General features: G+C 69.5%; 21 protein-coding genes. 11 read left to right on the forward strand and 10 right to left on the reverse strand.

Annotation, left to right across the window (positions count from 1 at the left end):
- Window positions 1–72: 72 nt before the first annotated feature.
- Entirely contained in the window at window positions 73–1,335 is a 1,263-nt protein-coding gene (locus ACWD11_RS07735) for an MFS transporter (RefSeq protein ID WP_451281903.1), read from the forward strand.
- Between the two features lie 123 nt (window positions 1,336–1,458).
- Window positions 1,459–1,935 carry an LppU/SCO3897 family protein gene (locus ACWD11_RS07740; protein ID WP_389416598.1) on the forward strand — a complete coding sequence of 159 codons (477 nt, stop codon included), beginning with the start codon at window positions 1,459–1,461 and terminating at the stop codon, window positions 1,933–1,935.
- A gap of 101 nt (window positions 1,936–2,036) precedes the next feature.
- Here the strand turns inward: ACWD11_RS07740 and ACWD11_RS07745 are convergent, their stop codons facing one another.
- Window positions 2,037–3,485, reverse strand: coding sequence for a CCA tRNA nucleotidyltransferase (locus ACWD11_RS07745; protein WP_389416599.1), 1,449 nt, complete (start codon window positions 3,483–3,485; stop codon window positions 2,037–2,039).
- A gap of 212 nt (window positions 3,486–3,697) precedes the next feature.
- Here ACWD11_RS07745 and ACWD11_RS07750 point away from each other — a divergent pair, with 212 nt between their 5' ends.
- From ACWD11_RS07750 to trxA, 7 genes are all read left to right on the forward strand, one after another.
- Window positions 3,698–6,058, forward strand: coding sequence for a DUF6049 family protein (locus ACWD11_RS07750; protein WP_451281905.1), 2,361 nt, complete (start codon window positions 3,698–3,700; stop codon window positions 6,056–6,058).
- Between the two features lie 44 nt (window positions 6,059–6,102).
- Entirely contained in the window at window positions 6,103–8,370 is a 2,268-nt protein-coding gene (gene murJ, locus ACWD11_RS07755) for a murein biosynthesis integral membrane protein MurJ (protein WP_451281907.1), read from the forward strand.
- 117 nt (window positions 8,371–8,487) lie between these two features.
- Window positions 8,488–10,188, forward strand: a complete 1,701-nt coding sequence (locus tag ACWD11_RS07760) for a protein kinase family protein (protein ID WP_451281909.1) — start codon at window positions 8,488–8,490, stop codon at window positions 10,186–10,188.
- A 21-nt stretch (window positions 10,189–10,209) separates the two neighbouring features.
- Window positions 10,210–10,929, forward strand: coding sequence for an RNA polymerase sigma factor SigM (gene sigM / locus ACWD11_RS07765; protein WP_389416603.1), 720 nt, complete (start codon window positions 10,210–10,212; stop codon window positions 10,927–10,929).
- Window positions 10,926–11,843, forward strand: coding sequence for an anti-sigma factor family protein (locus tag ACWD11_RS07770; RefSeq protein ID WP_451281911.1), 918 nt, complete (start codon window positions 10,926–10,928; stop codon window positions 11,841–11,843). Before sigM ends, ACWD11_RS07770 begins: the two co-directional genes overlap by 4 nt.
- Before the next feature lie 185 nt (window positions 11,844–12,028).
- Window positions 12,029–13,000: a thioredoxin-disulfide reductase gene (gene trxB / locus ACWD11_RS07775; RefSeq protein WP_451281913.1), complete on the forward strand. Its 972-nt coding sequence runs from the start codon at window positions 12,029–12,031 to the stop codon at window positions 12,998–13,000.
- 41 nt (window positions 13,001–13,041) lie between these two features.
- Window positions 13,042–13,374 (forward strand): thioredoxin, encoded by a 333-nt coding sequence (gene trxA / locus ACWD11_RS07780; protein ID WP_451281915.1) that lies wholly within the window; start codon window positions 13,042–13,044, stop codon window positions 13,372–13,374.
- A gap of 73 nt (window positions 13,375–13,447) precedes the next feature.
- Here trxA and ACWD11_RS07785 read toward each other — a convergent pair whose 3' ends face one another.
- From ACWD11_RS07785 to rpmH, 9 genes are all read right to left on the reverse strand, one after another.
- Complete coding sequence (locus tag ACWD11_RS07785) at window positions 13,448–14,065, reverse strand: GNAT family N-acetyltransferase (RefSeq protein ID WP_451281917.1); 618 nt, start codon at window positions 14,063–14,065, stop codon at window positions 13,448–13,450.
- Window positions 14,066–14,384: 319 nt separating this feature from the next.
- A complete protein-coding gene (locus ACWD11_RS07790; protein WP_389416608.1) occupies window positions 14,385–15,485 on the reverse strand; it encodes a ParB/RepB/Spo0J family partition protein in 1,101 nt (366 codons plus the stop codon).
- Entirely contained in the window at window positions 15,482–16,555 is a 1,074-nt protein-coding gene (locus ACWD11_RS07795) for a ParA family protein (RefSeq protein WP_389417000.1), read from the reverse strand. Before ACWD11_RS07795 ends, ACWD11_RS07790 begins: the two co-directional genes overlap by 4 nt.
- A gap of 284 nt (window positions 16,556–16,839) precedes the next feature.
- Window positions 16,840–17,556 carry a 16S rRNA (guanine(527)-N(7))-methyltransferase RsmG gene (gene rsmG / locus ACWD11_RS07800; RefSeq protein ID WP_389416609.1) on the reverse strand — a complete coding sequence of 239 codons (717 nt, stop codon included), beginning with the start codon at window positions 17,554–17,556 and terminating at the stop codon, window positions 16,840–16,842.
- A 128-nt stretch (window positions 17,557–17,684) separates the two neighbouring features.
- Window positions 17,685–18,197: a Jag family protein gene (locus ACWD11_RS07805; RefSeq protein ID WP_250073626.1), complete on the reverse strand. Its 513-nt coding sequence runs from the start codon at window positions 18,195–18,197 to the stop codon at window positions 17,685–17,687.
- A gap of 15 nt (window positions 18,198–18,212) precedes the next feature.
- Window positions 18,213–19,472, reverse strand: a complete 1,260-nt coding sequence (gene yidC / locus ACWD11_RS07810; protein WP_389416610.1) for a membrane protein insertase YidC — start codon at window positions 19,470–19,472, stop codon at window positions 18,213–18,215.
- Between the two features lie 3 nt (window positions 19,473–19,475).
- Window positions 19,476–19,829, reverse strand: a complete 354-nt coding sequence (gene yidD, locus ACWD11_RS07815) for a membrane protein insertion efficiency factor YidD (protein ID WP_389416611.1) — start codon at window positions 19,827–19,829, stop codon at window positions 19,476–19,478.
- Entirely contained in the window at window positions 19,826–20,197 is a 372-nt protein-coding gene (rnpA, locus tag ACWD11_RS07820) for a ribonuclease P protein component (protein WP_186287966.1), read from the reverse strand. Before rnpA ends, yidD begins: the two co-directional genes overlap by 4 nt.
- Window positions 20,198–20,218: 21 nt before the next feature.
- Window positions 20,219–20,356, reverse strand: coding sequence for a 50S ribosomal protein L34 (gene rpmH / locus ACWD11_RS07825; RefSeq protein ID WP_003975051.1), 138 nt, complete (start codon window positions 20,354–20,356; stop codon window positions 20,219–20,221).
- Between the two features lie 385 nt (window positions 20,357–20,741).
- On the opposite strand from rpmH, the gene dnaA reads away from it, so the two are divergent.
- Both dnaA and dnaN read left to right on the forward strand, forming a co-directional pair.
- Window positions 20,742–22,685, forward strand: a complete 1,944-nt coding sequence (gene dnaA / locus ACWD11_RS07830) for a chromosomal replication initiator protein DnaA (RefSeq protein ID WP_389416613.1) — start codon at window positions 20,742–20,744, stop codon at window positions 22,683–22,685.
- A gap of 861 nt (window positions 22,686–23,546) precedes the next feature.
- Window positions 23,547–24,677, forward strand: a complete 1,131-nt coding sequence (gene dnaN / locus ACWD11_RS07835) for a DNA polymerase III subunit beta (RefSeq protein WP_389416614.1) — start codon at window positions 23,547–23,549, stop codon at window positions 24,675–24,677.
- The last annotated feature ends 61 nt before the right edge of the window (window positions 24,678–24,738 follow it).

Genomic DNA, 24,738 nt, shown 5'->3' on the forward strand with positions numbered 1-24,738 from the left:
CTCCTGCCAGGGCCGCGAAGGGTCCCCGGGTCGTACGGCCCGGGGACCTTCCCGTATGTGAGGCTGAGCCCCATGTCCGTCGCCCGCGACCTGCGCGTCCTGCTGCGTTTCGGCAACTTCAGGCGTCTGCTCGCCCTCCGGCTGCTCTCCCAGGGCGCCGACGGCGTCTACCAGGTCGCGCTCGCCACCTACGTCGTCTTCTCCCCCGAGGAACAGACCTCGGCCGCCGCGATCGCCTCCGCGATGGCGGTCCTGCTCCTGCCGTACTCCCTCGTCGGCCCCTTCGCCGGCGTTCTCCTGGACCGCTGGCGGCGACGCCAGGTCTTCCTCTACGGCAGCCTGCTGCGCGCCCTGCTGGCGACGGCGACGGCCGTGCTGATGCTCAGCCCCGTCCCGGACTGGCTCTTCTACGTCTCCGCCCTGTGCGTCACCGCCGTCAACCGCTTCGTCCTCTCCGGGCTGTCCGCCTCCCTTCCGCGCGTCGTCGACGACGAGCGCCTGGTGATGGCCAACTCCCTGTCCCCGACGGCCGGAACCCTCGCCGCGACCGTGGGCGGCGGCCTCGCCTTCGTCGTACGGCTGCTGGTGTCGGACTCCGACGCGGCGGTCGTGCTGCTCGGCGCTGCCCTGTACCTGTGCGCGGCGCTGGCGTCGCTGCGGATGCCCCGCGATCTGCTGGGACCCGACCGGGAGTTGGTACAGCCCGGCCTGCGGACGGCGCTCGCCGGAACCGCGCGCGATCTGGTGGCGGGAGTACGGCATCTGGCCACCCCCGCACGCCGGGAGGCGGCGTGGGCGCTCGGCGCGATGACCCTGATGCGCTTCTGCTACGGCGCCCTGCTGGTCATGCTGCTGATGCTGTGCCGGTACGCCTACTCCACGACCACCGACGACGGACTCGCCCTGCTGGGAGTGGCGTTGGGTGTCTCCGGCGCCGGCTTCTTCACTGCGGCCGTCCTGACGCCCTGGGCGGCCCGGCGGCTCGGTCCCGGCCGCTGGATCGTCGTGTGCGCCGGCCTGGCGGCGGTACTGGAGCCCGCGCTGGGGCTGCCGTTCGCCGCGGCCCCCATGCTGGTGGCGGCGTTTGTCCTCGGGCTGATCACCCAGGGCGCCAAGATCGCCACGGACACCGTGGTCCAGTCCTCGGTGGACGACGGCTTCCGCGGCCGCGTCTTCTCCCTCTACGACGTCCTGTTCAACGTCGCCTTCGTCGGCGCCGCCGCAGTCGCGGCCCTGATACTGCCGCCGGACGGCCGCTCGGTGCCCCTGGTGATAACAGTCGCCGTTATCTACGGAGCGGTTGCGGTGACTATGGCCCGCTTTGAGCGCCGGTAAGTGTCACATCAATGCCACAGAGCCCCTCCTGGTTACAGGTGTGTCAGTGGGGCCCGATAACTTACGTGGGTCTTACGCGCGCTCCGGTCGCGCCATCAGCCATGTTCTTAGGGGGACCCCCAAGTGACCACTCCGCCGCCGCCCCAGGGCCAGAACCCGTTCGCTCAGGGTCAGAACCCGTACGCCCAGCCCCAGGGCCAGGCTCCGTACCCGCAGCAGCCGGGCTTCCCGCAGCAGGGTGCGGCCCCCTACGCGCCGGTTCCGCCGGAGCAGCCGCGTCGCAAGCTCAGCTTCAAGACGATCAAGAACATCGTCATCGGTGTGGCCGTCGTCTCGGTCGTCGTCGGCGGCTTCATAGCGAGCCGGGACGACGCGGCCACGGCGAAGGTCGGGGACTGCATGAGCATCTCGGACCCGGACAGCACGACCGACCCGGGCCTGGAGGTCGTGGACTGCGGTGACTCCAAGGCCGCGTACAAGGTCGAGGACAAGAAGGACGGCACCACGGCCGGCTGCGACCGCACCAAGTACTCGGAGTACACCGAGACCGGTGGCAGCGACGACTTCACGCTCTGCCTGTCGGACTACACGTCCAAGTAGTCCCTCGCTCAAGCCGAAGGGGCGGTGTTTCACGTGAAACACCGCCCCTCTCGCGTGCCCGGGGTCATGTTTCACGTGAAACATGACCCCGTTTCACAGCTTCATCCCTGCTCCGCCTCGGCCCACCACTCCTTGAGTGCGGTCACCGCCTCGTCGCGCTCCATCGGGCCGTTCTCCAGCCGCAGCTCCAGCATGTGCTGGTAGGCGCGACCGATCACCGGGCCCGGGCCGACGCCCAGGATCTGCATGATGTCGTTGCCGTCGAGGTCCGGACGGATCGCGTCCAGCTCCTCCTGCTCCTGGAGCTGGGCGATCCGGTCCTCCAGACCGTCGTACGCCCGGGAGAGCGCGGCGGCCTTGCGCTTGTTGCGGGTGGTGCAGTCCGAGCGGGTCAGCTTGTGCAGCCGGTCCAGCAGCGGGCCGGCGTCCCGGACATAGCGACGGACCGCGGAGTCCGTCCACTCCCCGGTGCCGTAACCGTGGAAGCGCAGGTGGAGTTCGACCAGCCGCGAGACGTCCTTCACCAGGTCGTTGGAGTACTTCAGGGCCGTCATCCGCTTCTTGGTCATCTTCGCGCCGACCACCTCGTGGTGGTGGAACGAGACCCGGCCGTCCTTCTCGAAGCGCCGGGTGCGCGGCTTGCCGATGTCATGCAGCAGGGCGGCCAGCCGGAGGGTCAGGTCGGGACGGCTCTCCTCCAGGGCCATCGCCTGCTCCAGGACGATCAGCGTGTGCTCGTACACGTCCTTGTGCCGGTGGTGCTCGTCGCTCTCCAGCCGCAGGGCCGGCAGCTCGGGCAGCACCCGCTCGGCGAGCCCGGTGTCGACGAGCAGGGTCAGCCCCTTCCGGGGTTGGGCGGAGAGGATCAGCTTGTTCAGCTCGTCCCGCACCCGCTCGGCCGAGACAATCTCGATGCGCTCGGACATCTCGTGCATGGCCGTGACGACCTCGGGGGCCACCTCGAAGTCGAGCTGCGCCGCGAACCGCGCCGCGCGCATCATCCGCAGCGGATCGTCGGAGAAGGACTCCTCGGGCGTGCCCGGGGTGCGCAGTACACGCTCCGCCAGGTCACCGAGACCGCCGTGCGGGTCGATGAACTCCTTCTCCGGCAGCGCGACGGCCATGGCGTTCACCGTGAAGTCACGGCGGACCAGATCCTGCTCGATGGAGTCGCCGTACGACACCTCGGGCTTGCGCGAGGTCCGGTCGTAGGCCTCCGACCGGTAGGTGGTGACCTCGATCTGGTAGCCGTCCTTCTGCGCCCCCACCGTGCCGAAGGCGATCCCGACCTCCCACACGGCGTCCGCCCACGGGCGCACGATCGTGAGGACGTCCTCGGGGCGGGCGTCCGTGGTGAAGTCGAGGTCATTGCCGAGCCGGCCGAGCAGTGCGTCCCGTACCGACCCGCCGACCAGGGCGAGTGAGAACCCGGCCTCCTGGAAGCGGCGGGCGAGTTCGTCGGCGACTGGCGCGACCCGCAGCAGTTCACTCACCGCGCGGTGCTGCACCTGGCTCAGGACGCTGAGGTTGTCTTCGTTGGCGTTCGGCACAACAAAAGAGGGTACGTGGCCGCACCCGCCGCCAGCGCCTCCATTAAACGTGCACAGACCCGCTCCCCTTTATACGGGCACATACGGGACAGCCGGAGCGCACGAGCCGATCTTGTGGCGCAGTCCGCGGCACTTCCCCTCAGCGCGCATCGTTACCATGCGTGGACGCACATTCCGACGACCACTGACGACGACGAGGGACGGGCGAGCGCGTGGCCGAGGCGGCAGACTTCCAGGGGACCAGTGCCTCACCTGCCCGCTGCTGGCTGCGGCGCACCGGGGCGCTGCTCGCCGGTGTCCCCCTGCTGGCGGGGCTGCTGCAGCTGCCCGCCGCGTCACCCGCCCAGGCCGCCGGCATCGACGAGACGGTCGTTGTCTCCGTCGACTCCCTCACCCCGAGCGTCCCTACGGACGGCGACACGCTGACCATGTCCGGCACGGTGACGAACAACGGCAGGCAGGCGGTCACCGACGCCCAGGTGGACCTGCGCGTGGGCCAGGAGCTGAACACCCGCTCCGGCATCGACACCGCCGCCAAGGCCACCGGCCACCAGCCGGGCAGCGACGGGGAACCGGTCGGCGGAAAGTACGTCGAGGAGTTCTCCACGCTCACTCCGGGCGTCGCCCAGCCCTTCACCATCTCCGTGCCGGTCGACGAGCTCGACCTGGGCGACAACGGCATCTACCAGGTCGCGGTCTCGCTGTCCGGCCAGACCGCCGCTCAGCCGTGGCCTCAGGTGCTCGGCATCCAGCGGACCTTCCTGCCGTGGCTGCCCGACGGGCCCGACGCCCAGACCAGGACGACCGTGCTGTGGCCGCTGATCTCCACCGCCCACATGACGGCGCAGACCGGGTCGAACGAGTCGCAGACGCCGGTCTTCCGCGACAACGACCTCGCCAAGGAGCTCGCGCCGGGCGGCCGCCTGGAGCAGATGGTCTCCCTCGGCAAGGATCTCGACGTCACCTGGGTGGTCGATCCGGACCTGCTGGCCTCCGTCGACGCCATGACCCGCAGCTACCGGGTCCAGGGCGAGGGCGACTCCACCACCGCCGGCACCCGCGCCGACCAGGAGCTCGCCAAGCGGTGGCTCGTCGGGCTCCAGGAAGCGGTGGCCGACAACGAGGTCGTCGCGCTGCCCTTCGCCGACCCCGACCTGGCGTCCCTCGCCCACAACGGCACGGCCGTCACCGGCTCGCTCGGCCACCTCAAGGAGGCGACCGACGTCGCCGCCGACACCGTCGGCTCGATCCTCCATGTGGAGCCGACCACCGACTTCGCCTGGCCGGTGGACGGCGCCGTGGACCCGTCCATCGTGAAGGTCGCCACCTCGGCCGGGGCGGACAAGGTGATCGCGCGCAGCGACAGCCTGGACGAGACGGCGGGCCTGACCTACACGCCGTCCGCGGCCCGCCCCATCGGCGGCGGCACGACGGCGGTGGTCGCGGACGCCAGGCTGTCCACCCTGTTCCAGGGCGACATGACGAGGGCGTCCGCCTCGACGCTCGCCGTCCAGCGGTTCCTGGCCCAGGGCCTGGCGCTGAACCTCCAGACGGACGAGGAACGCAGTATCGTCGTCGCCCCGCAGCGCATGCCGACGGGCGCCCAGGCCCGGGCGCTGGCGGAGGCGCTGACCGCCCTCCAGGACGGCGGCTGGACCGAGTCCCAGGACCTCACCGAGGCCGCCGCGGCCAAGCCGGACCCGGACGCCACGACCACGGTCCCGGCGGCGTCCGCCTACCCCTCCGCGCTGCGCAAGCAGGAGCTCCAGCGGTCGGCCTTCGAGCAGATCGCGGCCACCCAGAACAAGCTCGGCAAGTTCAAGGTCATCCTCAACAACGAGTCCCGGGTCGTGACCCCCTTCGGTCGCGCCATGAACCGTGAGATGTCCACGTCGTGGCGCGGTCGCGGCACGGATGCGGTGGTGTACCGCAACGACGTGGAGGCGTACCTGGAATCCCTGGCCGGCCAGGTCACGCTGATCGAGAAGTCCGAGACGAAGCTGTCCGGCCGCAGCGCCACGATCCCCGTGACCGTGCAGAACAACCTGGTCCAGGGCGTCGACAACCTGGTCCTGAGACTCACCTCGACCAGCCCCAGGCGCCTGAAGATCGGCGGCTACGCCTACGAGGAGCAGCCGGTCACGGTCTCGGGCGGACACAGCCAGACGGTGAAGTTCACCACCTCCGCCGAGGCCAACGGCCGGGCCGAGGTGATCGCCCAGCTCTACACCGAGGACGGGCAGAAGTACGGCGACCCCGTGAAGTTCGATGTGCGGGTCACCGAGTTCACCGCGACGGTGATGCTGGTCATCGGCGGCGGCTTCCTCCTCCTCGTCCTCGCCGGCTTTCGGATGTACACGCAGCGCAAGCGTGCCGCCCGCGAGCCGCGCGAGACCGGCCCCGAGGAGATCGCCACCGTCCCGGAGAACCCCGAGGGCGCCGAGGACCGTCCTGTGGAGGAGTCCGCAACCGGTGCCGGGGCAGGCGAGTATGAGCAGCCGAGTGACCCGGCAGGGGACACCCCAGTGGAAAGCGCCGACCCGTCCGGAACGGGTGAGAGAGTGGACCGTTGAGGATGTCGTGGCCGGTGGGCCGGGGACGATGAGGTGGGGTAACCATGAACGCGCCGTACGACGGTGACCGCGGCCAGGCCGCGGGCAGCTCGGGCTACCCCGACGGCCCGCCGCCCGAGCAGGGCCAGGTACCGCCGCAGCCCCCGGCGGACATGTACCTCCAGGACGCCTACGAGCAGGACCCCTACCGGGCCCAGGACCTCTCGGCCCAGGACCCGGTCGCCGAGGCGCTCTACGACCGCGCCGCGCACCCCCCGCCGCCCCCGGGCAGCTACGCGCCGCAGCAGCCGCTGTACGCCCAGCCCCAGCAGTCCCCCTACGCGCCCGACCCGAACGTGTGGGCCCAGACCCCGGCGCCCGAGCCGGACGGCGCCACCCAGTACCTGCCGTACGGCGACGACCCGCGCACCACGCAGTACGTGGGCGTGGACGACCTGGTCACGCACTCCTCCGACGAGCGCCACGAGCCCGACGCCTTCGCCCACCTGTTCAGGGACCAGCAGCAGGGCTCCACCCCGCCGTACGAGCAGCCATCGGTGCCGGGCCAGGCGCCGGAGCCGGGGCCGTACCAGCAGCCGCAGACGCCCGCCCCGCCGCCCGCGGCCGACGCCACCATGAACCTCGGCACCGCGCCCGTCCCGCCGCCGGCCTCACCGCCTCCCGTACCCGCTGCCAGGAGGGGCGGGAAGGCCGGGGGCCTGCTGAAGTCGAGCGCGGTGATGGCGGCGGGCACCATGGTGTCCCGGCTCACCGGGTTCATCCGATCGGCGATGATCGTGTCCGCTCTCGGTGTGGGCCTGCTCGGCGACACCTTCCAGGTCGCCTACCAGCTGCCCACGATGATCTACATCCTGACCGTCGGCGGCGGCCTCAACTCCGTCTTCGTGCCGCAGCTGGTGCGCGCCATGAAGAACGACGAGGACGGCGGCGAGGCGTACGCGAACCGCCTGCTGACGCTGGTGATGGTGGCGCTCGCCGCACTCACCGCCCTCGCGATGCTCGCCGCGCCGCTCCTGGTGAGCGCCCTGTCGACGAAGGTCGCCAACGACCCCGCCGCCAACGACGTGGCGGTCACCTTCACCCGCTTCTTCCTGCCCTCGATCTTCTTCATGGGCGTCCACGTGGTGATGGGCCAGATCCTCAACGCCCGCGGCAGGTTCGGCGCGATGATGTGGACGCCGGTCCTGAACAACGTGGTCATCATCGTGACCCTCGGCATGTTCCTGTGGGTGTACGGCACCGCGGAGCGCTCCGGCATGGCGGTCACCAGCATCCCGCCGGAGGGCCAGCGGCTCCTCGGCCTCGGTGTGCTGCTCGGCCTGGTCGTCCAGGCCCTGGCGATGATCCCCTACCTGCGCGAGACGGGCTTCCGGCCGCGGCTGCGCTTCGACTGGAAGGGCCACGGTCTCGGCAAGGCGGCGATGCTCGCCAAGTGGACCATCCTGTTCGTCCTGGCCAACCAGGCGGGTGCGCTCGTCGTCACCCAGCTGTCCACCGCCGCCGGCGTCAACGCCGACGTCGACGGAACCGGCTTCGCCGCCTATGCCAACGCCCAGCTCATCTGGGGCCTGCCGCAGGCCATCATCACCGTCTCGCTGATGGCCGCCCTGCTGCCGCGCCTCTCGCGCTCGGCGGCCGAGGGCGACCAAGGTGCCGTCCGCGACGACATCTCCCAGGGCCTGCGGACGACGGCCGTCGCGATCGTTCCCATCGCCTTCGGTTTCGTGGCCCTCGGCATCCCGATGTGCACGCTGATGTTCGGCACCTCGGGCACCAGCGAGGCCACCAACATGGGCTTCATGCTGATGGCCTTCGGCCTCGGCCTGATCCCGTACTCCGTGCAGTACGTGGTGCTGCGCGCCTTCTACGCCTACGAGGACACCCGGACCCCCTTCTACAACACGGTCATCGTGGCCGCCGTCAACGCGGTCGCCTCGGCCGTCTGCTTCTTCGTCCTCCCGGCCCGCTGGGCCGTCGTCGGCATGGCCGCCTCGTACGGTCTGGCCTACGCGATCGGCGTCGGCGTCGCCTGGGCCCGGCTGCGCAAGAAGCTGGGCGGCGACCTGGACGGCGCACGGGTGATGCGGACGTACGCCAGGCTCTGCATCGCCTCGATCCCGGCCGCGCTGCTCAGCGGTGCGGCCTGCTACGGCATCGCCCAGAGCCTCGGCCAGGGCGCCCTCGGCTCCTTCGCCGCCCTGCTGGCCGGCGGAGCCGTCCTGCTCGGGATCTTCTTCGTCTTCGCCCGCAAGATGCGGATCGAGGAGCTGAACTCGCTGGTCGGCATGGTCCGCGGGCGTCTGGGGCGCTGAGGCGGGGGTACGCGCACAACCATCGTCCGCCACCGCGTGTCGTGCATTGCGGCGGACTGTGGGCACAATTGGTTTCGGCGTCTGGAGCGCCCAACGGATGGGGAGGCAGGAGCGACGGTGGCAGAACGGAGCACGGCTGCCGTCGACGTGGCAGACAACAGCGGCGACGAGCCGCTGACCGCTCAGGCGGACCAGTCCACGGCCGACGGGGTGGCCCAGAATCGGGAGCGGGACACGGACACCGACGAGGCACAGGGGAGTGGCGGGACCGAGGGTTCCGGGAAGGCCTCACCGCCCGAACTGCACAGCGGTCACAAGCTCGCCAGACGTTACCGGCTCGAGGAGTGCGTCACCCGTTTGGACGGGTTCAGCAGTTGGCGTGCGGTGGACGAGAAACTGCGGCGTGCCGTCGGCGTCCACATCCTGCCCGCCGACCACTCACGGGCCCGCTCCGTGCTGGCCGCCGCCCGCTCCTCCGCGCTGCTCGGTGACCCGCGTTTCGTCCAGGTGCTGGACGCCGTCGAGGAGAACGACGTCGTCTACGTCGTCCACGAGTGGCTGCCCGACGCCACCGAGCTGACCGCCCTGCTCTCCGCCGGTCCGCTGGAGCCGTACGACGGCTACCAGATGGTCTCCCAGGTCGCCGCCGCCATGGCCGCCGCGCACCGGGAGGGCCTCGCGCATCTGCGGCTGAACCCGAACGCGGTGCTGCGTACCTCGACCGGTCAGTGGCGCATCCGCGGACTGGCCGTCAACGCCGCCCTGCGCGGCATCAGTTCGGAGACCCCGCAGCGCGCCGACACCGAAGCGATCGGGGCCCTGCTGTACGCGGGGCTCACCCAGCGCTGGCCGTACGAGAACGACGCCTACGGTCTGACCGGGCTGCCCAAGGATATCGGTCTGATCGCGCCCGACCAGGTGCGGGCCGGTGTGCACCGCGGGCTGTCCGAGCTGGCCATGCGCGCGCTCGTCAACGACGGCGCGACCGCCTCCCGCCACGAGTCCCCGTGCACCACGCCGGAGGAACTGGTCAAGGCGATCAGCGAGATGCCCCGCATCCGCCCGCCGGAGCCGGCGTTCACCGCACCGCCGGACTACCAGCACACGACGTACCAGCAGGGCACCTACGGCCGCCAGTCCCCGCACCCCGGCGCCGTCCAGCCGGTCCCGACCCCGCCGCCCCCGCTCCAGAGCCGCACCGGCAGGGCCCTGAAGTGGGCCGTCTCCGCGCTGCTCATCGCCGCCCTGGGCCTGGGCAGTTGGCAACTGGCCGACGCCCTCATGGACCAGGGCAACAAGGCGGAGGACACCAACCAGACGCAGACGACCGACGGGAACGACAAGAGCCCGAAGAAGCCGACGGCAGGCAAGCCGATCGCCATCCAGGAGGCTCATGACTTCGACCCGCTCGGCGACGACGGTACCGAGTACCCGGCGGACGTGTACAAGGTCTACGACGCCGACCCGGCGTCGTTCTGGCAGACCAGCTTCTACGGGAACGCCACCTTCGGGAACCTGAAGCCGGGCGTCGGCGTCATCCTCGACCTCGGCAAGGCCCAGCGGGTCGGCAAGGTGACCGTCTCCTTCATGGGCAGTACATCTGTCGAACTCCGTGCCGCTTCCAGCAGCACCGGTGCGGTGCCGACGTCCTTGGAGAGCTACGCCAAGGTGGCCGAGGGTTCGGGCACGACGGTGACGCTCAAGCCGGGCAAGAGCCTCAACTCCCGGTACCTGCTGGTGTGGCTGACCGAGCTGCCGATACAGGCGGACGACGGCAAGTGGCGCGGCAGGGTCATGGACATCAAGGTGACCGGCTGAGGCTGGAGGGGAGGGGGTCCGATGGCGGACAGCACCGCACTCGCCGACGCTAGCGATCAGGACCTCCTGGCCCGCCACGTAGAGGGCGACCCCGACGCCTTCGCCGAACTCGTGCGCCGCCATCGCGACCGGCTCTGGGCCGTGGCCCTGCGGACGCTCGGCGACCGCGAGGAGGCCGCTGACGCTGTTCAGGACGCGCTGGTCTCCGCCTACCGCGCCGCCCACACCTTCCGGGGCCAGTCGGCCGTCACGACCTGGCTGCACCGGATCACGGTGAACGCCTGTCTCGACCGGGCCCGTAAAGCGGCCTCCCGCAAGACCTCCCCCGTCGACGACACCGAGCGGCTCGAACAACTCCTGGAGCCGCATGAGTCGGCCGCCGCGCCGGCCGAGCGGAACGATCTGCATCGGCAGTTGCTGGAAGCCCTCGCCACGCTCCCGCCCGATCAGCGGGCTGCGCTCGTTCTCGTCGACATGCAGGGCTACCCCGTCGCCGAGGCCGCCCGCATCCTCGACGTCCCCACCGGCACCGTGAAGAGCCGCTGTGCACGGGGCAGAGCCAGACTGCTGCCGCTGCTCACCCATCTGCGGCCGGGAAACACCGGCAAGGAAGCGCGCGAGGGGCGGAACCGTGCGGAGGGGACATCCGTCCCACCGGCAGCGGCCCCGCATGCCGCAGGTCCGGGCGACGCCGGGCCAAGTGATTCAGCTGCTGTGAAGGGCGGAGGTGGGCGAGCGTGACGTCGACGACAGACACGGCCGGGCACCCGGACGTCACCGAGCTCTCCGACCTCACCGAGGGCCTGCTTCCCGCGTCCCGCAGCGCGGACGTACGACAGCACCTCACGGGGTGCGACCTGTGCGCGGACGTCTACGCGTCCCTGGAGGAGATCCGCGGACTGCTGGGCACCCTGCCCGGACCCCCGCTGATGCCTGCCGACGTCGCCGGACGGATCGACGCCGCACTTGCCGCGGAGGCGCTGCTCGACGCCACGGCTCCGGAGGACGCGACGCCCTCGGTGCCGCTCGGCACGCCCCAGCGCTCCGACGACGAGGCGCGTGTTTCACGTGAAACATCGGTCACGGCGGACCGTCCCGCGGGCCACGCCCGCCCCTCGACCACGGGCCCCGGCCGCAAGGAGCGACGACGGGGCGGACGCCGTCGTATCGCCGTCCTCGGAACCGTCTTCACCGTGGCGGCCCTCGGACTCGGCTCCGTACTGCTGTCCTCGCTCCATGACGGATCGGACGGCGGACCCGAGAGCGAGAGCAGGCAGGCCACCGCCTCGGACACCTTCGCCGCGAGCACCCTGGAGCAGCAGGTCGACGATCTCCTCGCCGAGAAGACCACCGGCGACGGCCGGACACCGCTCAGCAGCATGGGCGTGGAATCCGTTCCCGGCTCCAAGGAGCCCCATGTCTTCAAGCAGCCGACGGTCCCCGGCTGCGTGCAGGACGGCATCGGGCGCAACGACACCGCCCTGGTGACCGAGGAAGGGATCTACCAGGGCACCGAGGCGCTGCTGGTGGTCCTGTCCGACCCGTCCGACTCCACGAAGGTCACCGCGTACATCGTGGACACGGCCTGCGTGAGTGACCCCTCCGTGGGCAAGGGCGACGTTCTGCTGACCCACACCTATACCCGCACCTCCTGAGCACCTGTTCCCAGGCGTGGACGCTTCGTCTCCGCCCTGCGTGGTAGGCGCTAAGCGGTGTCGCCCCTTCGTGTGCCCGGACACAGCGGGAATGCGCGCCCCTTAGGATCCGTTGGGTGGGGTGAGAGTCCTGAAACGGGCTCCCACCGGACCTATGACGCAGTCCAGAGACGAGGAACTAAGCCGTGAGCGACGTCCGTAACGTGATCATCATCGGCTCCGGGCCCGCCGGCTACACGGCGGCGCTCTACACCGCGCGCGCGTCGCTGAAGCCGCTGGTGTTCGAGGGGGCCGTCACCGCGGGTGGCGCCCTGATGAACACCACCGAGGTGGAGAACTTCCCCGGTTTCCAGGACGGCATCATGGGCCCCGAGCTCATGGACAACATGCGCGGTCAGGCCGAGCGCTTCGGCGCCGAGCTCATCCCGGACGACATCGTCTCCGCCGACCTCTCCGGCGAGATCAAGACCGTCACCGACACCTCGGGCACGGTCCACCGCGCCAAGGCCGTCATCGTCGCCACCGGCTCCCAGCACCGCAAGCTCGGCCTGCCGAACGAGGACGCCCTCTCCGGCCGCGGCGTCTCCTGGTGCGCCACCTGTGACGGCTTCTTCTTCAAGGACCAGGACATCGCCGTGATCGGCGGCGGCGACACCGCGATGGAGGAGGCCACCTTCCTGTCGCGCTTCGCCAAATCGGTGACGATCGTCCACCGTCGCGACACCCTGCGCGCCTCCAAGGCCATGCAGGACCGTGCCTTCGCCGACCCGAAGATCAAGTTCGTGTGGGACAGCGAGGTCGCCGAGGTCCAGGGCGACCAGAAGCTCGCGGCTCTGAAGCTGCGCAACGTCAAGACCGGCGAGCTCTCCGACCTTCCGGTCACCGGCCTCTTCATCGCGATCGGCCACGACCCGCGCACCGAACTCTTCAAGGGCCAGTTGGAGCTCGACGAGGAGGGCTACCTCAAGGTCGACGCCCCCTCCACCCGCACCAACCTCGCCGGTGTCTTCGGCGCCGGCGACGTGGTCGACCACACCTACCGCCAGGCGATCACCGCCGCCGGCACCGGTTGTTCCGCCGCCCTCGACGCCGAGCGCTTCCTCGCCGCCCTCGCGGACGAGGAGAAGGCCGAGCCCGAGAAGACCGCCGCCGTCTGACCTCCACCCGCCCCACGCACCAACCAGTTAAGGAGCCCGCCGTGGCCGGCACCCTGAAGAATGTGACCGACGACTCCTTCGAGCAGGACGTCATCAAGAGCGACAAGCCCGTCCTGGTGGACTTCTGGGCCGCCTGGTGCGGTCCGTGCCGCCAGATCGCGCCGTCCCTCGAGGCCATTGCCGCCGAGTACGGCGACAAGATCGAGATCGTCAAGCTGAACATCGACGAGAACCCGGGTACGGCCGCCAAGTACGGCGTCATGTCCATCCCGACGCTGAACGTCTACCAGAACGGCGAGGTCGCCAAGACCATCGTCGGTGCGAAGCCGAAGGCCGCGATCATCCGCGACCTCGAGGACTTCATCGCCGACTAGCCGTTGTTTCACGTGAAACACGAAGAGGGCCGGCCCATGTGGGCCGGCCCTTTTGCTGTGTCCGTTGTAGGTCTCACAGCGGCCGCAGCACCGGTTCCTTCTGCACGGCCCCCAGCAGACGGTCCAGCGCCATCTCCACGTCTTCCTTCCAGGAGAGCGTCGTCCGCAGCTCCAGCCTCAGCCGCGGGTAGGCCGGATGAGGCCGTACCGTCTTGAAGCCCACGGCCAGCAAGTGATCGGCGGGGAGCACGCACCCGGGCTCCTTCCAGCGCGCGTCACCGAAGGCCTCGATCGCCTTGAAGCCCCGCCGCAACAGATCCTTGGCGACCGTCTGCACCATCACCCGCCCCAACCCCTGCCCCTGGTACCCGGGCAGGATGAACGCCGTCATCAGCTGGACGGCGTCCGGAGACACCGGGCTCGTGGGGAACGCGGTCGAGCGGGGGACGTAGGCCGGAGGCGCGTACAGCACGAAGCCCACCGGGACGTCGTCGACGTAGACGACCCGGCCGCAGGACCCCCAGTCCAGCAGCACGGCGGAGATCCAGGATTCCTTCTCCAGCTCCGACGTGCCGCCGGTTACCGCGGCCTTGCCGCTGACGGGATCCAGCTCCCAGAAGACACACGAGCGGCAGCGCTGGGGAATGTCCTGAAGGTTGTCCAGCGTGAGCGGTACGAGCCGACGCCCCATGAAGGCTGATCCTCGCTTCCCTCGCCCGCTGCGTCACGGGCGGCTGTCAGGGCGCTCCGTTCCCTGAGCAGGCTGCCGACGAACCCGCCGACCGCCCCCAGGCCGAGACCCGCGCTCACCAGTCCGGTCCGGCTCACCGTTCGCATGGCCCCCGCCTCCCCTAAGAGGTGCCGCCAGGTGGATGCGCCATACCCGATCGCATCGTATCCACGATGCGTTGGCATCGATACCGGGAGAAGGCAAAGGGCGGGCCGTGTTCCGGTACGACCGGACACGGCCCGCCCTTCAGCGGGTCCGCTCTGGCACAAGTCCCAGGAGGTCAGTCCTCGGTGTCCTCCGCGCCGTCCTCCAGGAGGCTCTTCTGGAGAGCGAGCCGCTCGCCCGGGGCGAGCGTGTTCAGGATCCGCTCAAGGTCGTCCGGCGAGGCGAACTCGACGGTGATCTTGCCCTTCTTCTGACCCAGCTCGACCTTCACGCGGGTCTCGAAGCGGTCCGAGAGCCGGGTCGCCAGGTCGGTCAGCGCCGGGGAGACCCGGCCACCGGCGCGCGGCCCCTTGGCCCTCGGCGCCTTCTGGGCCCGGGAGCCCATCAAGGTGACGATCTCCTCGACGGACCGGACCGAGAGGCCCTCGGCCACCACACGGTAGGCCAGCCGCTCCTGCTCCTCCGGGTCCTCCACCGAGAGCAGCGCCCGCGCGTGCCCGGCGGAAAGGACGCCAGCCGCCACCCGGTTCTGCACCTTCGGCGAGAGCCTCAACAGCCGCAGGGTGTTGGAGACCTGAGGGCGGGAACGGCCGATGCGGTCCGCCAGCTGGTCGTGCGTGCAGTTGAAGTCCTTCAGCAACTGGTCGTAGGCGGCGGCCTCTTCCAGCGGGTTCAGCTGGGCGCGGTGCAGGTTCTCCAGCAGCGCGTCGAGGAGGAGCTTCTCGTCGTCCGTGGCTCGCACGATCGCCGGGATGGCCTCCAGGCCCGCCTCACGGCAAGCCCGCCAGCGCCGCTCACCCATGATGAGTTCGTAGCGGCCCGGAGCCAGCTGGCGTACGACGACCGGCTGGAGGAGTCCGACCTCCTTGATGGAGGTGACGAGCTCCTGAAGCGCGTCCTCGTCGAAGACCTCACGCGGCTGGCGCGGGTTCGGCGAGATGGAGTCGAGAGGGAGCTCGGCGAAGTGGGCGCCGATGGGAGGCGCGGGCATCTCCGCCGTGCCGTTTACCGACGGCTCCTCTGTTTCACGTGAAACAGGCGGCAGCGCGGTCACCTTCGCCGCGGCCACGCCACGATCGGTGGTCAGCACGGGAACGGCCGTCGGCGACGCGGACGCGACGCTTCCCGCCGCGGCCGGGGCCGCCGTGCTGTCCGCTGGGCCAGGGATCAGTGCGCCCAGGCCACGGCCCAGACCAATCCTCCGTCGGTCACTCACTGGATCCCCTCCACCATGCTCGGGTCGCTCTGTGCGCCGACGTGGGCGTGGGTCGGGTCATAGCCGACGCCGACACCCCTCAACGCGATTTCTCGTGCCGCCTCAAGATAGGACAGCGCGCCGCTGGATCCCGGATCGTAGGTCAGCACCGTCTGGCCGTAGCTCGGTGCCTCGGAGATCCGGACCGAGCGCGGAATGCTCGTCCTCAGCACCTCGTCGCCGAAGTGGCTGCGCACCTCGTCGGCGACCTGGGACGCGAGGCGCGTCCGGCCGTCGTACATGGTGAGCAGGATCGTCGACACATGCAGGGTGGGGTTGAGGTGCCCCCGTACCAGTTCGACATTGCGGAGCAGCTGACCCAGGCCCTCCAGGGCGTAGTACTCGCACTGGATCGGGATCAGGACCTCCTGCCCGGCCACCAGGGCGTTGACCGTCAGCAGGCCGAGGGAGGGCGGGCAGTCGATGAGGATGTAGTCCAGCGGCTGCTCGTACGCCTGAATCGCCCGCTCAAGCCGGCTCTCGCGTGCCACCAGGGACACCAGCTCGATCTCCGCACCGGCGAGATCGATTGTGGCGGGGGCACAGAAGAGACCCTCGACATCGGGGACGGGCTGGACGACTTCCGCGAGCGGCCTGCTCTCGACCAGCACGTCGTAGACCGACGGAACTTCGGCGTGATGGTCGATGCCCAGGGCCGTGGACGCGTTGCCCTGGGGGTCGAGGTCGATCACCAGGACACGGCCACCGTGCAGAGCCAGCGACGCGGCAAGGTTGACGGTCGTCGTCGTCTTGCCGACACCACCCTTCTGGTTGGCGACCACAATGACCCGGGTCTGGTCGGGCCGTGGAAGACCCTCACCGGCACGGCCAAGAGCCTCCACCGCCAGTTGGGCAGCACGACCGATGGGAGTGTCGTCCATCGGGGGCGGTGTTTCACGTGAAACATCGTCCCCCATCGACTCGGTACGGGGACCGGGGACCGGATCGGTCATCGGTCCCGCGATGTTGGCGTCGGACCGCAAGGATTCACTCTCCTCGACTTCAGGCTCGCAATGAACAGAGCCTCCCATGTCTTCGGGGTCGTGAACCAGTGAGCCCTGGTCTTCTGTGGAGAAATCCACCTCTGTGGACAACTCCTTTGCCCCTCCGAGTGACCCGAGAGGCTTACGGTCGCGGGGTTCGGCCGCGGCGCGGCCCCGGCCGATGATGCCGTGCAACAGTGAGCGACGTTTCACGTGAAACACGATGCACAGCAGCCGAGGCCGATTCGCCGCCGACACTCCGGCATGCGTAGGTTTGGCAGCTTGTGTGGAGTACGTCTCGTCCTCAGGACGGTTCAGAGACGCCCCCCTGCTCAACGGCGCCGTCGGGCCCGTCCGGTCCGCGCCGCCTTCGCCCGCTTCGCAGCGAAGCGCACCCCGCCGGGGCTCTCCCCGACCTCGACCCGCACCACCGTCGAGAGCGGGTCCACCAGGCCCTCGCCGACCTGCAGGACGGAGGTGCTCACCGCGCCGAGCTTGCTCAGCGCCGTGGCGGCGCTCTTCAGCTCCTCCTCGGCGGTGTCGCCCTTGAGCGCGAGCATCTCCCCGTACGGGCGGAGCAGTGGGATGCCCCAGGTCGCCAGCCGGTCCAGCGGGGCCACGGCCCGTGCCGTCACCACATGGACCGGCTGGATCTTGCCCATGACCTCCTCGGCACGGCCCCGGACGACGGTCACATGATCGAGGCCCAGCAGCTCGACGACCTCGGTGAGAAAGGTCGTCCGGCGCAGCAGCGGCTCCAGCAGCGTGATCTTCAGGTCCTCCCGGACCAGGGCCAGCGGAATGCCGGGCAGTCCCGCCCCGGACCCGACATCGCACACCGTCACCCCCTCGGGCACGACCTCCGAGAGCACAGCACAGTTCAGCAGATGCCGCTCCCAGAGCCGGGGCACCTCACGGGGCCCGATCAGACCGCGCTGCACGCCCGCCTCCGCGAGCAGCTCCGCGTATCGGACCGCGTCCGCGAAGCGATCACCGAACACCTCACGCGCCTGTTCGGGCGCGGGGGGGAGCTCCGCTGCCTCCGTCACGAGGGACCGTCCTTCCGTACCGTGTCAGCGCCACCCGGGCGCCGACACCAGAACCACCAGAACTATCAGGCTGACAAAGTTCGGCCCCGCCTGCCGGGCAGACGGGGCCGGAGGAACGTACGGACCGATCAGGCGGGCAGCACGACGACGAAGCGCTGCGGCTCCTCGCCCTCGGACTCGCTGCGCAGACCCGCGGCCTTGACGGCGTCGTGCACGACCTTGCGCTCGAACGGCGACATCGGCTTCAGCTTCACCGGCTCGCCGGTGTTCCTGACGTCGGCCGCCGCCTTGGCGCCCAGCTCGGAGAGCTCGGCGCGCTTCTGGGCACGGTAGCCGCCGATGTCCAGCATCAGCCGGCTGCGGTCGCCGGTCTCCCGGTGCACGGCCAGGCGCGTGAGCTCCTGGAGTGCCTCCAGCACCTCACCGTCGCGGCCGACCAGCTTCTGCAGGTCGCGGCTGCCCGCGTCGCTGATGATCGAGACAGCGGCGCGGTCGGCCTCGACGTCCATGTCGATGTCGCCGTCGAGATCGGCGATGTCGAGCAGACCCTCGAGGTAGTCCGCCGCGATCTCGCCCTCCTGCTCCAGGCGGGTCAGGGTGTCTGCACCCTCGGCAGCGGCGGAGGTGGTGCCTTCCGTCACGGGATGGACTCCTTCTTACTTCTTGGACGGGGACTTGGGCCGCTGCGGACCCTTGCGCTGTCCGGACTGGGCCTTGCTGCGGGTTCCGGAGCCGCCCTTCTTGGCAGCGGGCGGCTTGGCGTCCTCCGGCGCATCGGACTTGGTCAGCGACGTCTTGGCCTCGGGCTCACCGCCCGGTGCCTTCGCGACGGCGGACTGACGCCGGGACTTGCTCTGCCGCTTGGGCTGCTGGCGCTTGGGCGCCGTCGTGGGCGTACCGTCCTCGGTCTCGACGGCGACGGGCGACTCGCTCTTCACCACACTGCCGTCGGTCTGCGCGGCAAGACCCGCCTTGTTCAGGCCGTTGATGAACTTGCGCTCGTACTCGTTGCGGTCACGGCCCTTGGCGACGATCGCCTTGATGATGACGCGCTGGCTGCGCCGGCGCGCCTTGCCGTGCTGCGTGACGTGCTTGGTGAGGCGGTCCAGGTAGGCGGCCTGCGCCTTGGAACCCGGGGTCGGGTTGTTGTGGATCACGTACATCTGCTGGCCCATGGTCCACACGTTGGTGGTCAGCCAGTAGACGAGGACACCGACCGGGAAGTTGATGCCGAAGACGGCGAACATGACCGGGAAGATGTACAGCAGCATCTTCTGCTGCTGCATGAACGGCGTCTTCACCGTGGTGTCGACGTTCTTCGTCATCAGCTGGCGCTGCGTGTAGAACTGCGACGCCGACATCAGGACGATCATGACCGCGGTGACGATGCGGACGGTGGTCAGCGAGGCGTCCAGCGCCGCGACGTCCGACGAGCTGTCGGTGAACTTCGCGGCCAGCGGGGCACCGAAGATGTGGGCCTTCTGCGCGCTGTCCAGCAGGCCCTGGTTGATGGCACCGATGGTGTCGTTGTTCGCGATGCTGTTGAGCACGTGGTACAGCGCGAAGAAGAACGGCGACTGCGCCAGGATGGGAAGGCACGAGGAGAGCGGGTTGGTACCCGTCTCCTTGTACAGCTTCATCATCTCTTCGGACTGGCGCTGCTTGTCGTTCTTGTAGCGCTCCTGGATCTTCTTCATCTCGGGCTGCAGCGTCTGCATGGCCCGGGTCGCCTTGATCTGCTTCACGAAGAGCGGGATCAGGCAGATACGGATCAGAATCACCAGGGACACGATGGACAGGCCCCAGGCCCACCCGGTGTCTTCGCCGAAGAGGGCGCCGTACACCTTGTGGAACTGGACGATGACCCAGGAAACGGGTGTCGTGATGAAGCTGAAGAGGCTGGCAATCGTGTCCACTAATCATGCTCCTTGGGCATGGGACGGGGTCTCTGCGGCCGGGCTCGAAGAACCATGGTCCTCGGTGGCCGTTTCGGCGGCGGAGGGCCCGCCCTTGCGTGCGCGCCATGCGCCCCGCAGCATCTCGTGCCATCGCGGGCGCTTGCGCGGCGGGACATGGTCCACACCGCCCAGCGACCACGGGTTGCAGCGCAGGATGCGCCAGGCCGTGAGCGCCGTGCCCTTGACCGCACCGTGCCGGTCGATGGCTGTGTAGCCGTAGTGAGAGCACGACGGGTAGTACTTGCAGACCGGCCCCAGCAGCGGACTGATCGTCCACTGGTAGATCTTGATCAGGGCCAGTAGCGGGTACTTCATCGCGCGCCCCCTCCCAGCAGCCGCTGCAGAGCGGCGTCCAGGTCCTGGGCCAGCTGTGCATGGTCCGCGTCACCCGCACCGGGCAGCGCTCGTACGACTACCAGGCTACCGGGGGGAAAGACGTCGACCCGATCGCGCACCAGATGGCGAAGCCTGCGCTTCACCTTGTTGCGCACGACCGCACCGCCGACGGCTTTGCTCACGACGAAACCCGCACGCGTCGGGGGAGCGCTCTCCCCAGGCGCGTGCGGGTCCGTGGCACCGCTACGAAGGTGGACGACGAGGGTCGGACGGCCGGCCCGGCGGCCCCGTCGTACCGCGGTCGCGAAGTCCTCGCGCCGCCTCAGCCGGTTCTCGGTGGGCAGCACGACGGCATGACCTGACCGGGATCAGGCGGACAGTCGGGCGCGACCCTTGCTACGGCGGGTCGCGAGAATCGCGCGGCCGGCACGGGTCCGCATACGCAGCCGGAAGCCGTGGGTCTTGGCGCGACGACGGTTGTTCGGCTGGAAAGTGCGCTTGCTCACTCGGGGGCTCCAGAAATCAAATCGGTGGTTGCGGGTGCCGTCCTGGCTGTCACCGTGCGCCCACGAGTAGCTCGCGTTACGCCCGAGTGCACCGCTTCCCGATCACCGGTTCACCCCCGCACTGGCGGGGACGTGATCTTGTGCCCATCGGAGGCAGGCGGCAGCAGCCATCGACAACTCGACCTGGTTACGGTACGCGGGGCTACGCCATCCGGTCAAACCAGGGGCAGCCGGGAGACACTGTCCACAGGCTGGGGACAACAACTTGAACCGCACCCGTCGCCCTGACTACCGTGGCTGAACTCCGATTCGCCCGTCCCACCCGATTTGAATCCCGATTCGTCCCACATCACACGTTCGTGGGACCCGTGAGAGAGCGTGCCCTGTGGCTGACGTACCTGCCGATCTTGCCGCAGTGTGGCCACGAGTACTCGAGCAGCTCCTCGGTGAGGGCCGGGGCCAGGGGGTCGAGGCGAAGGACGAGCACTGGATCCGCCGCTGTCAGCCCCTGGCTCTGGTCGCGGACACCGCCCTGCTCGCCGTACCGAACGAATTTGCGAAGGGCGTACTGGAGGGCCGTCTCGCGCCGGTCGTCAGCGAGACCCTGAGCCGCGAGTGCGGGCGCCCGATCCGCATCGCGATCACCGTAGACGACTCCGCCGGCGATCCCTCGCCCTCTCCGGCACCCCGCTCCCAGCCGCGCTACGAGGAGCCCGAGCTCCCCTCCGGCCAGTACGAGGGGGGCTACGGCCGCCACCGCGGCGCCGACGGCGACGCCTACCCGGCCCGGTCCGATCAGGGCGACCAGCTCCCGACGGCCCGCCCCGCCTACCCGTCCGAGTACCAGCGCCCCGAGCCCGGCGCCTGGCCGCGTCCGCAGCAGGACGAGTACAGCTGGCAGCAGCAGCGCCTCGGCTTCCCCGAGCGCGACCCCTACGCGTCGCCGTCCCAGGACAGCTACGGCCAGGACGGCTACGGTCAGCAGCAGGACTACCGCCCGCAGTCGATGGACCGCCCGCCCTACGACGGCCAGCGCTCCGAGTACGAGGGTCAGCGCTCCGACTACGACAAGCCGCGCCCCGATTACGACAAACCGCGCGGCGACTACGGCCAGGGCCGCTCCGACTACGACCAGCGCGACTCCCGCCGTGAGCGCCACGAGCCGTCCGGCGGCACGGGCCCCGGCCCGGGTCACGGGCACCGCGGCGGACCGGCCGGGTCCTCGATGCCCTCCGCCGGCGGCGCCCCCGGTCCGCTGGGCGCGAAGCCCGCGCCGGCCACCGGGCCGGGCGAGCCGACCGCGCGCCTGAACCCCAAGTACCTCTTCGACACCTTCGTCATCGGAGCGTCGAACCGCTTCGCCCACGCGGCCGCCGTCGCCGTCGCCGAGGCGCCCGCGAAGGCGTACAACCCCCTCTTCATCTATGGGGAGTCCGGACTCGGCAAGACCCACCTGCTGCACGCGATCGGGCACTACGCGCGGAGCCTCTACCCCGGCACGCGCGTGCGCTACGTGAGCTCGGAGGAGTTCACCAACGAGTTCATCAACTCCATCCGCGACGGCAAGGGCGACAGCTTCCGCAAGCGCTACCGCGAGATGGACATCCTGCTCGTCGACGACATCCAGTTCCTCGCGGACAAGGAGTCGACGCAGGAGGAGTTCTTCCACACCTTCAACACGCTCCACAACGCCAACAAGCAGATCGTGCTCTCCAGCGACCGGCCGCCCAAGCAGCTGGTGACGCTGGAGGACCGGCTGCGGAACCGTTTCGAGTGGGGCCTGATCACCGACGTCCAGCCGCCCGAGCTGGAGACCCGTATCGCGATCCTGCGCAAGAAGGCCGTCCAGGAGCAGCTCAACGCCCCGCCGGAGGTCCTGGAGTTCATCGCCTCGCGGATCTCGCGCAACATCCGCGAGCTGGAGGGCGCGCTGATCCGGGTGACGGCGTTCGCCTCGCTCAACCGGCAGCCGGTGGACCTGGGCCTGACGGAGATCGTCCTCAAGGATCTGATCCCGGGCGGCGAGGACTCCGCCCCCGAGATCACCTCGACGGCCATCATGGGCGCCACCGCGGACTACTTCGGCCTCACGGTCGAGGACCTGTGCGGTACCTCGCGCGGTCGCGCGCTGGTGACGGCCCGCCAGATCGCGATGTACCTCTGCCGTGAGCTGACGGACCTCTCGCTGCCCAAGATCGGCGCCCTCTTCGGCGGCCGCGACCACACGACGGTGATGCACGCGGACCGCAAGATCCGCAATCTGATGGCCGAGCGGCGCTCCATCTACAACCAGGTCACCGAGCTCACCAACCGCATCAAGAACGGCTGACAGCCACGCCGACACGGCATCCAGGGCGCCCTCCGGAGAAGATCCGGGGGGCGTTCCTCGTTGTGCCGGTGTCACCCGGTGTTCGATTACCTGCGAGGTTACGGCCACTCTCCACAGATTCGGTGACTTTCTTCCGTCCACATCCTGGGGACTGCGGAGTTGTCCAGATCGTGTCCACAGGCTGCGCTGTTGAAAGACCATCAGCCCAGCTCAGCCGGTTGTGGATTCGTGGACGAAGGATCTCCACAGACTGTGGACAACGCGTCGGTCCACAGGGTGTGCACGGAGTTGTCCACCGGCAACCCACAGGCTGGGGCCGGTTGTCCCCAGCGATCGCCGGTTTCTCCACATGGTTGTCCACTGTTCGGCAACGCGACGCACCTTCTCACCGACGCGAGTGAAAGGCGTCACACGAAGGTGCCGGGTTGGGTTGTGGGAAAGCCGGGTAAACCTGGGGACGGTGCTGGGGAGAACTCGCCTCAACCTGTGCACGGGGTGTGCAGAACTTTCTGTTCTCCACAGATACGCCCGGTTGTCCACCGCCTCCGCCCACAGGACCGGTGGACAAAATTTGCGCCCTGAGCTGGGCAAACGGAGTTATCCACGGTTTCCACAGGCCCTACTACTACTGACGACTAGAGAGAGCTGGGAATCCGTTTCGAAGTGGGTCCTGTGCACAACTCGCCCTCCGGCTCCCGGCTGCCCCTCGTCACGACTTGACCCCGAGGGGCACCTACTGTCAGTGCCGTGCGTCAGACTGTTCCCCGGTGTCCCTCCCCGAACACAGGGACCGAGGACACCGCGACAGACGACGAAGCCAGGCAGGCCGAGAAGCGCCGGCAACAGCAGGAGGCGGCAACAGTGAAGATCCGGGTGGAACGCGACGTACTCGCGGAGGCCGTGGCCTGGGCGGCGCGCAGCCTCCCGGCCCGCCCGCCGGCCCCTGTCCTCGCCGGCCTGCTGCTGAAGGCCGAGGACGGCCAGCTGAGCCTGTCCGGCTTCGACTACGAGGTCTCCGCACGCGTGTCGGTGGACGCCGAGGTCGAGGAGGAGGGCACGGTCCTCGTCTCCGGCCGGCTGCTCGCCGACATCTGCCGTGCGCTGCCGAACCGGCCGGTGGAGATTTCCACAGACGGTGTACGGGCGAGCGTGGTCTGCGGCTCCTCGCGATTCACCCTCCACACCCTGCCTGTGGAGGAGTACCCGGCGCTGCCGCAGATGCCGACCGCGACCGGGACCGTCCCCGGTGAGGTCTTCGCCTCCGCGGCCTCCCAGGTCGCCATCGCCGCCGGCCGTGACGACACGCTGCCGGTGCTGACCGGTGTGCGCATCGAGATCGAGGGCGACCGGGTCACGCTGGCCTCCACCGACCGCTACCGGTTCGCGGTCCGTGAGTTCCTGTGGAAGCCGGAGAACCCTGACGCGTCCGCGGTCGCGCTGGTGCCCGCGAAGACGCTGCTGGACACCGCCAAGGCACTGACCAGCGGCGACAGCGTGACGCTGGCGCTGTCCGGCTCCGGTGCCGGTGAGGGCCTGATCGGTTTCGAGGGCGCGGGACGGCGGACGACGACCCGGCTGCTGGAGGGCGACCTCCCGAAGTACCGCACGCTGTTCCCGACCGAGTTCAACTCCGTCGCGGTGATCGAGACGGCCCCGTTCGTGGAGGCCGTGAAGCGTGTGGCGCTGGTGGCCGAGCGGAACACCCCGGTGCGGCTCAGCTTCGAGCAGGGCGTGCTGATCCTGGAGGCCGGTTCCAGCGACGACGCACAGGCTGTGGAAAGGGTCGACGCGCAGCTGGAGGGCGACGACATCTCGATCGCCTTCAACCCCACCTTCCTGCTGGACGGCCTGAGCGCGATCGACTCCCCGGTGGCCCAGCTGTCGTTCACGACCTCGACGAAGCCGGCGCTGCTGAGCGGCAAGCCCGCGGTGGACGCCGAGGCGGACGAGGCGTACAAGTACCTGATCATGCCGGTCCGGCTCAGCGGCTGACGGCAACACCGCAGGTCGGGGCATACGTTTGAGCGCGTATGCCCACAGGTGTGCGTGACGG

The organism is Streptomyces sp. NPDC002776, assembly GCF_053592195.1.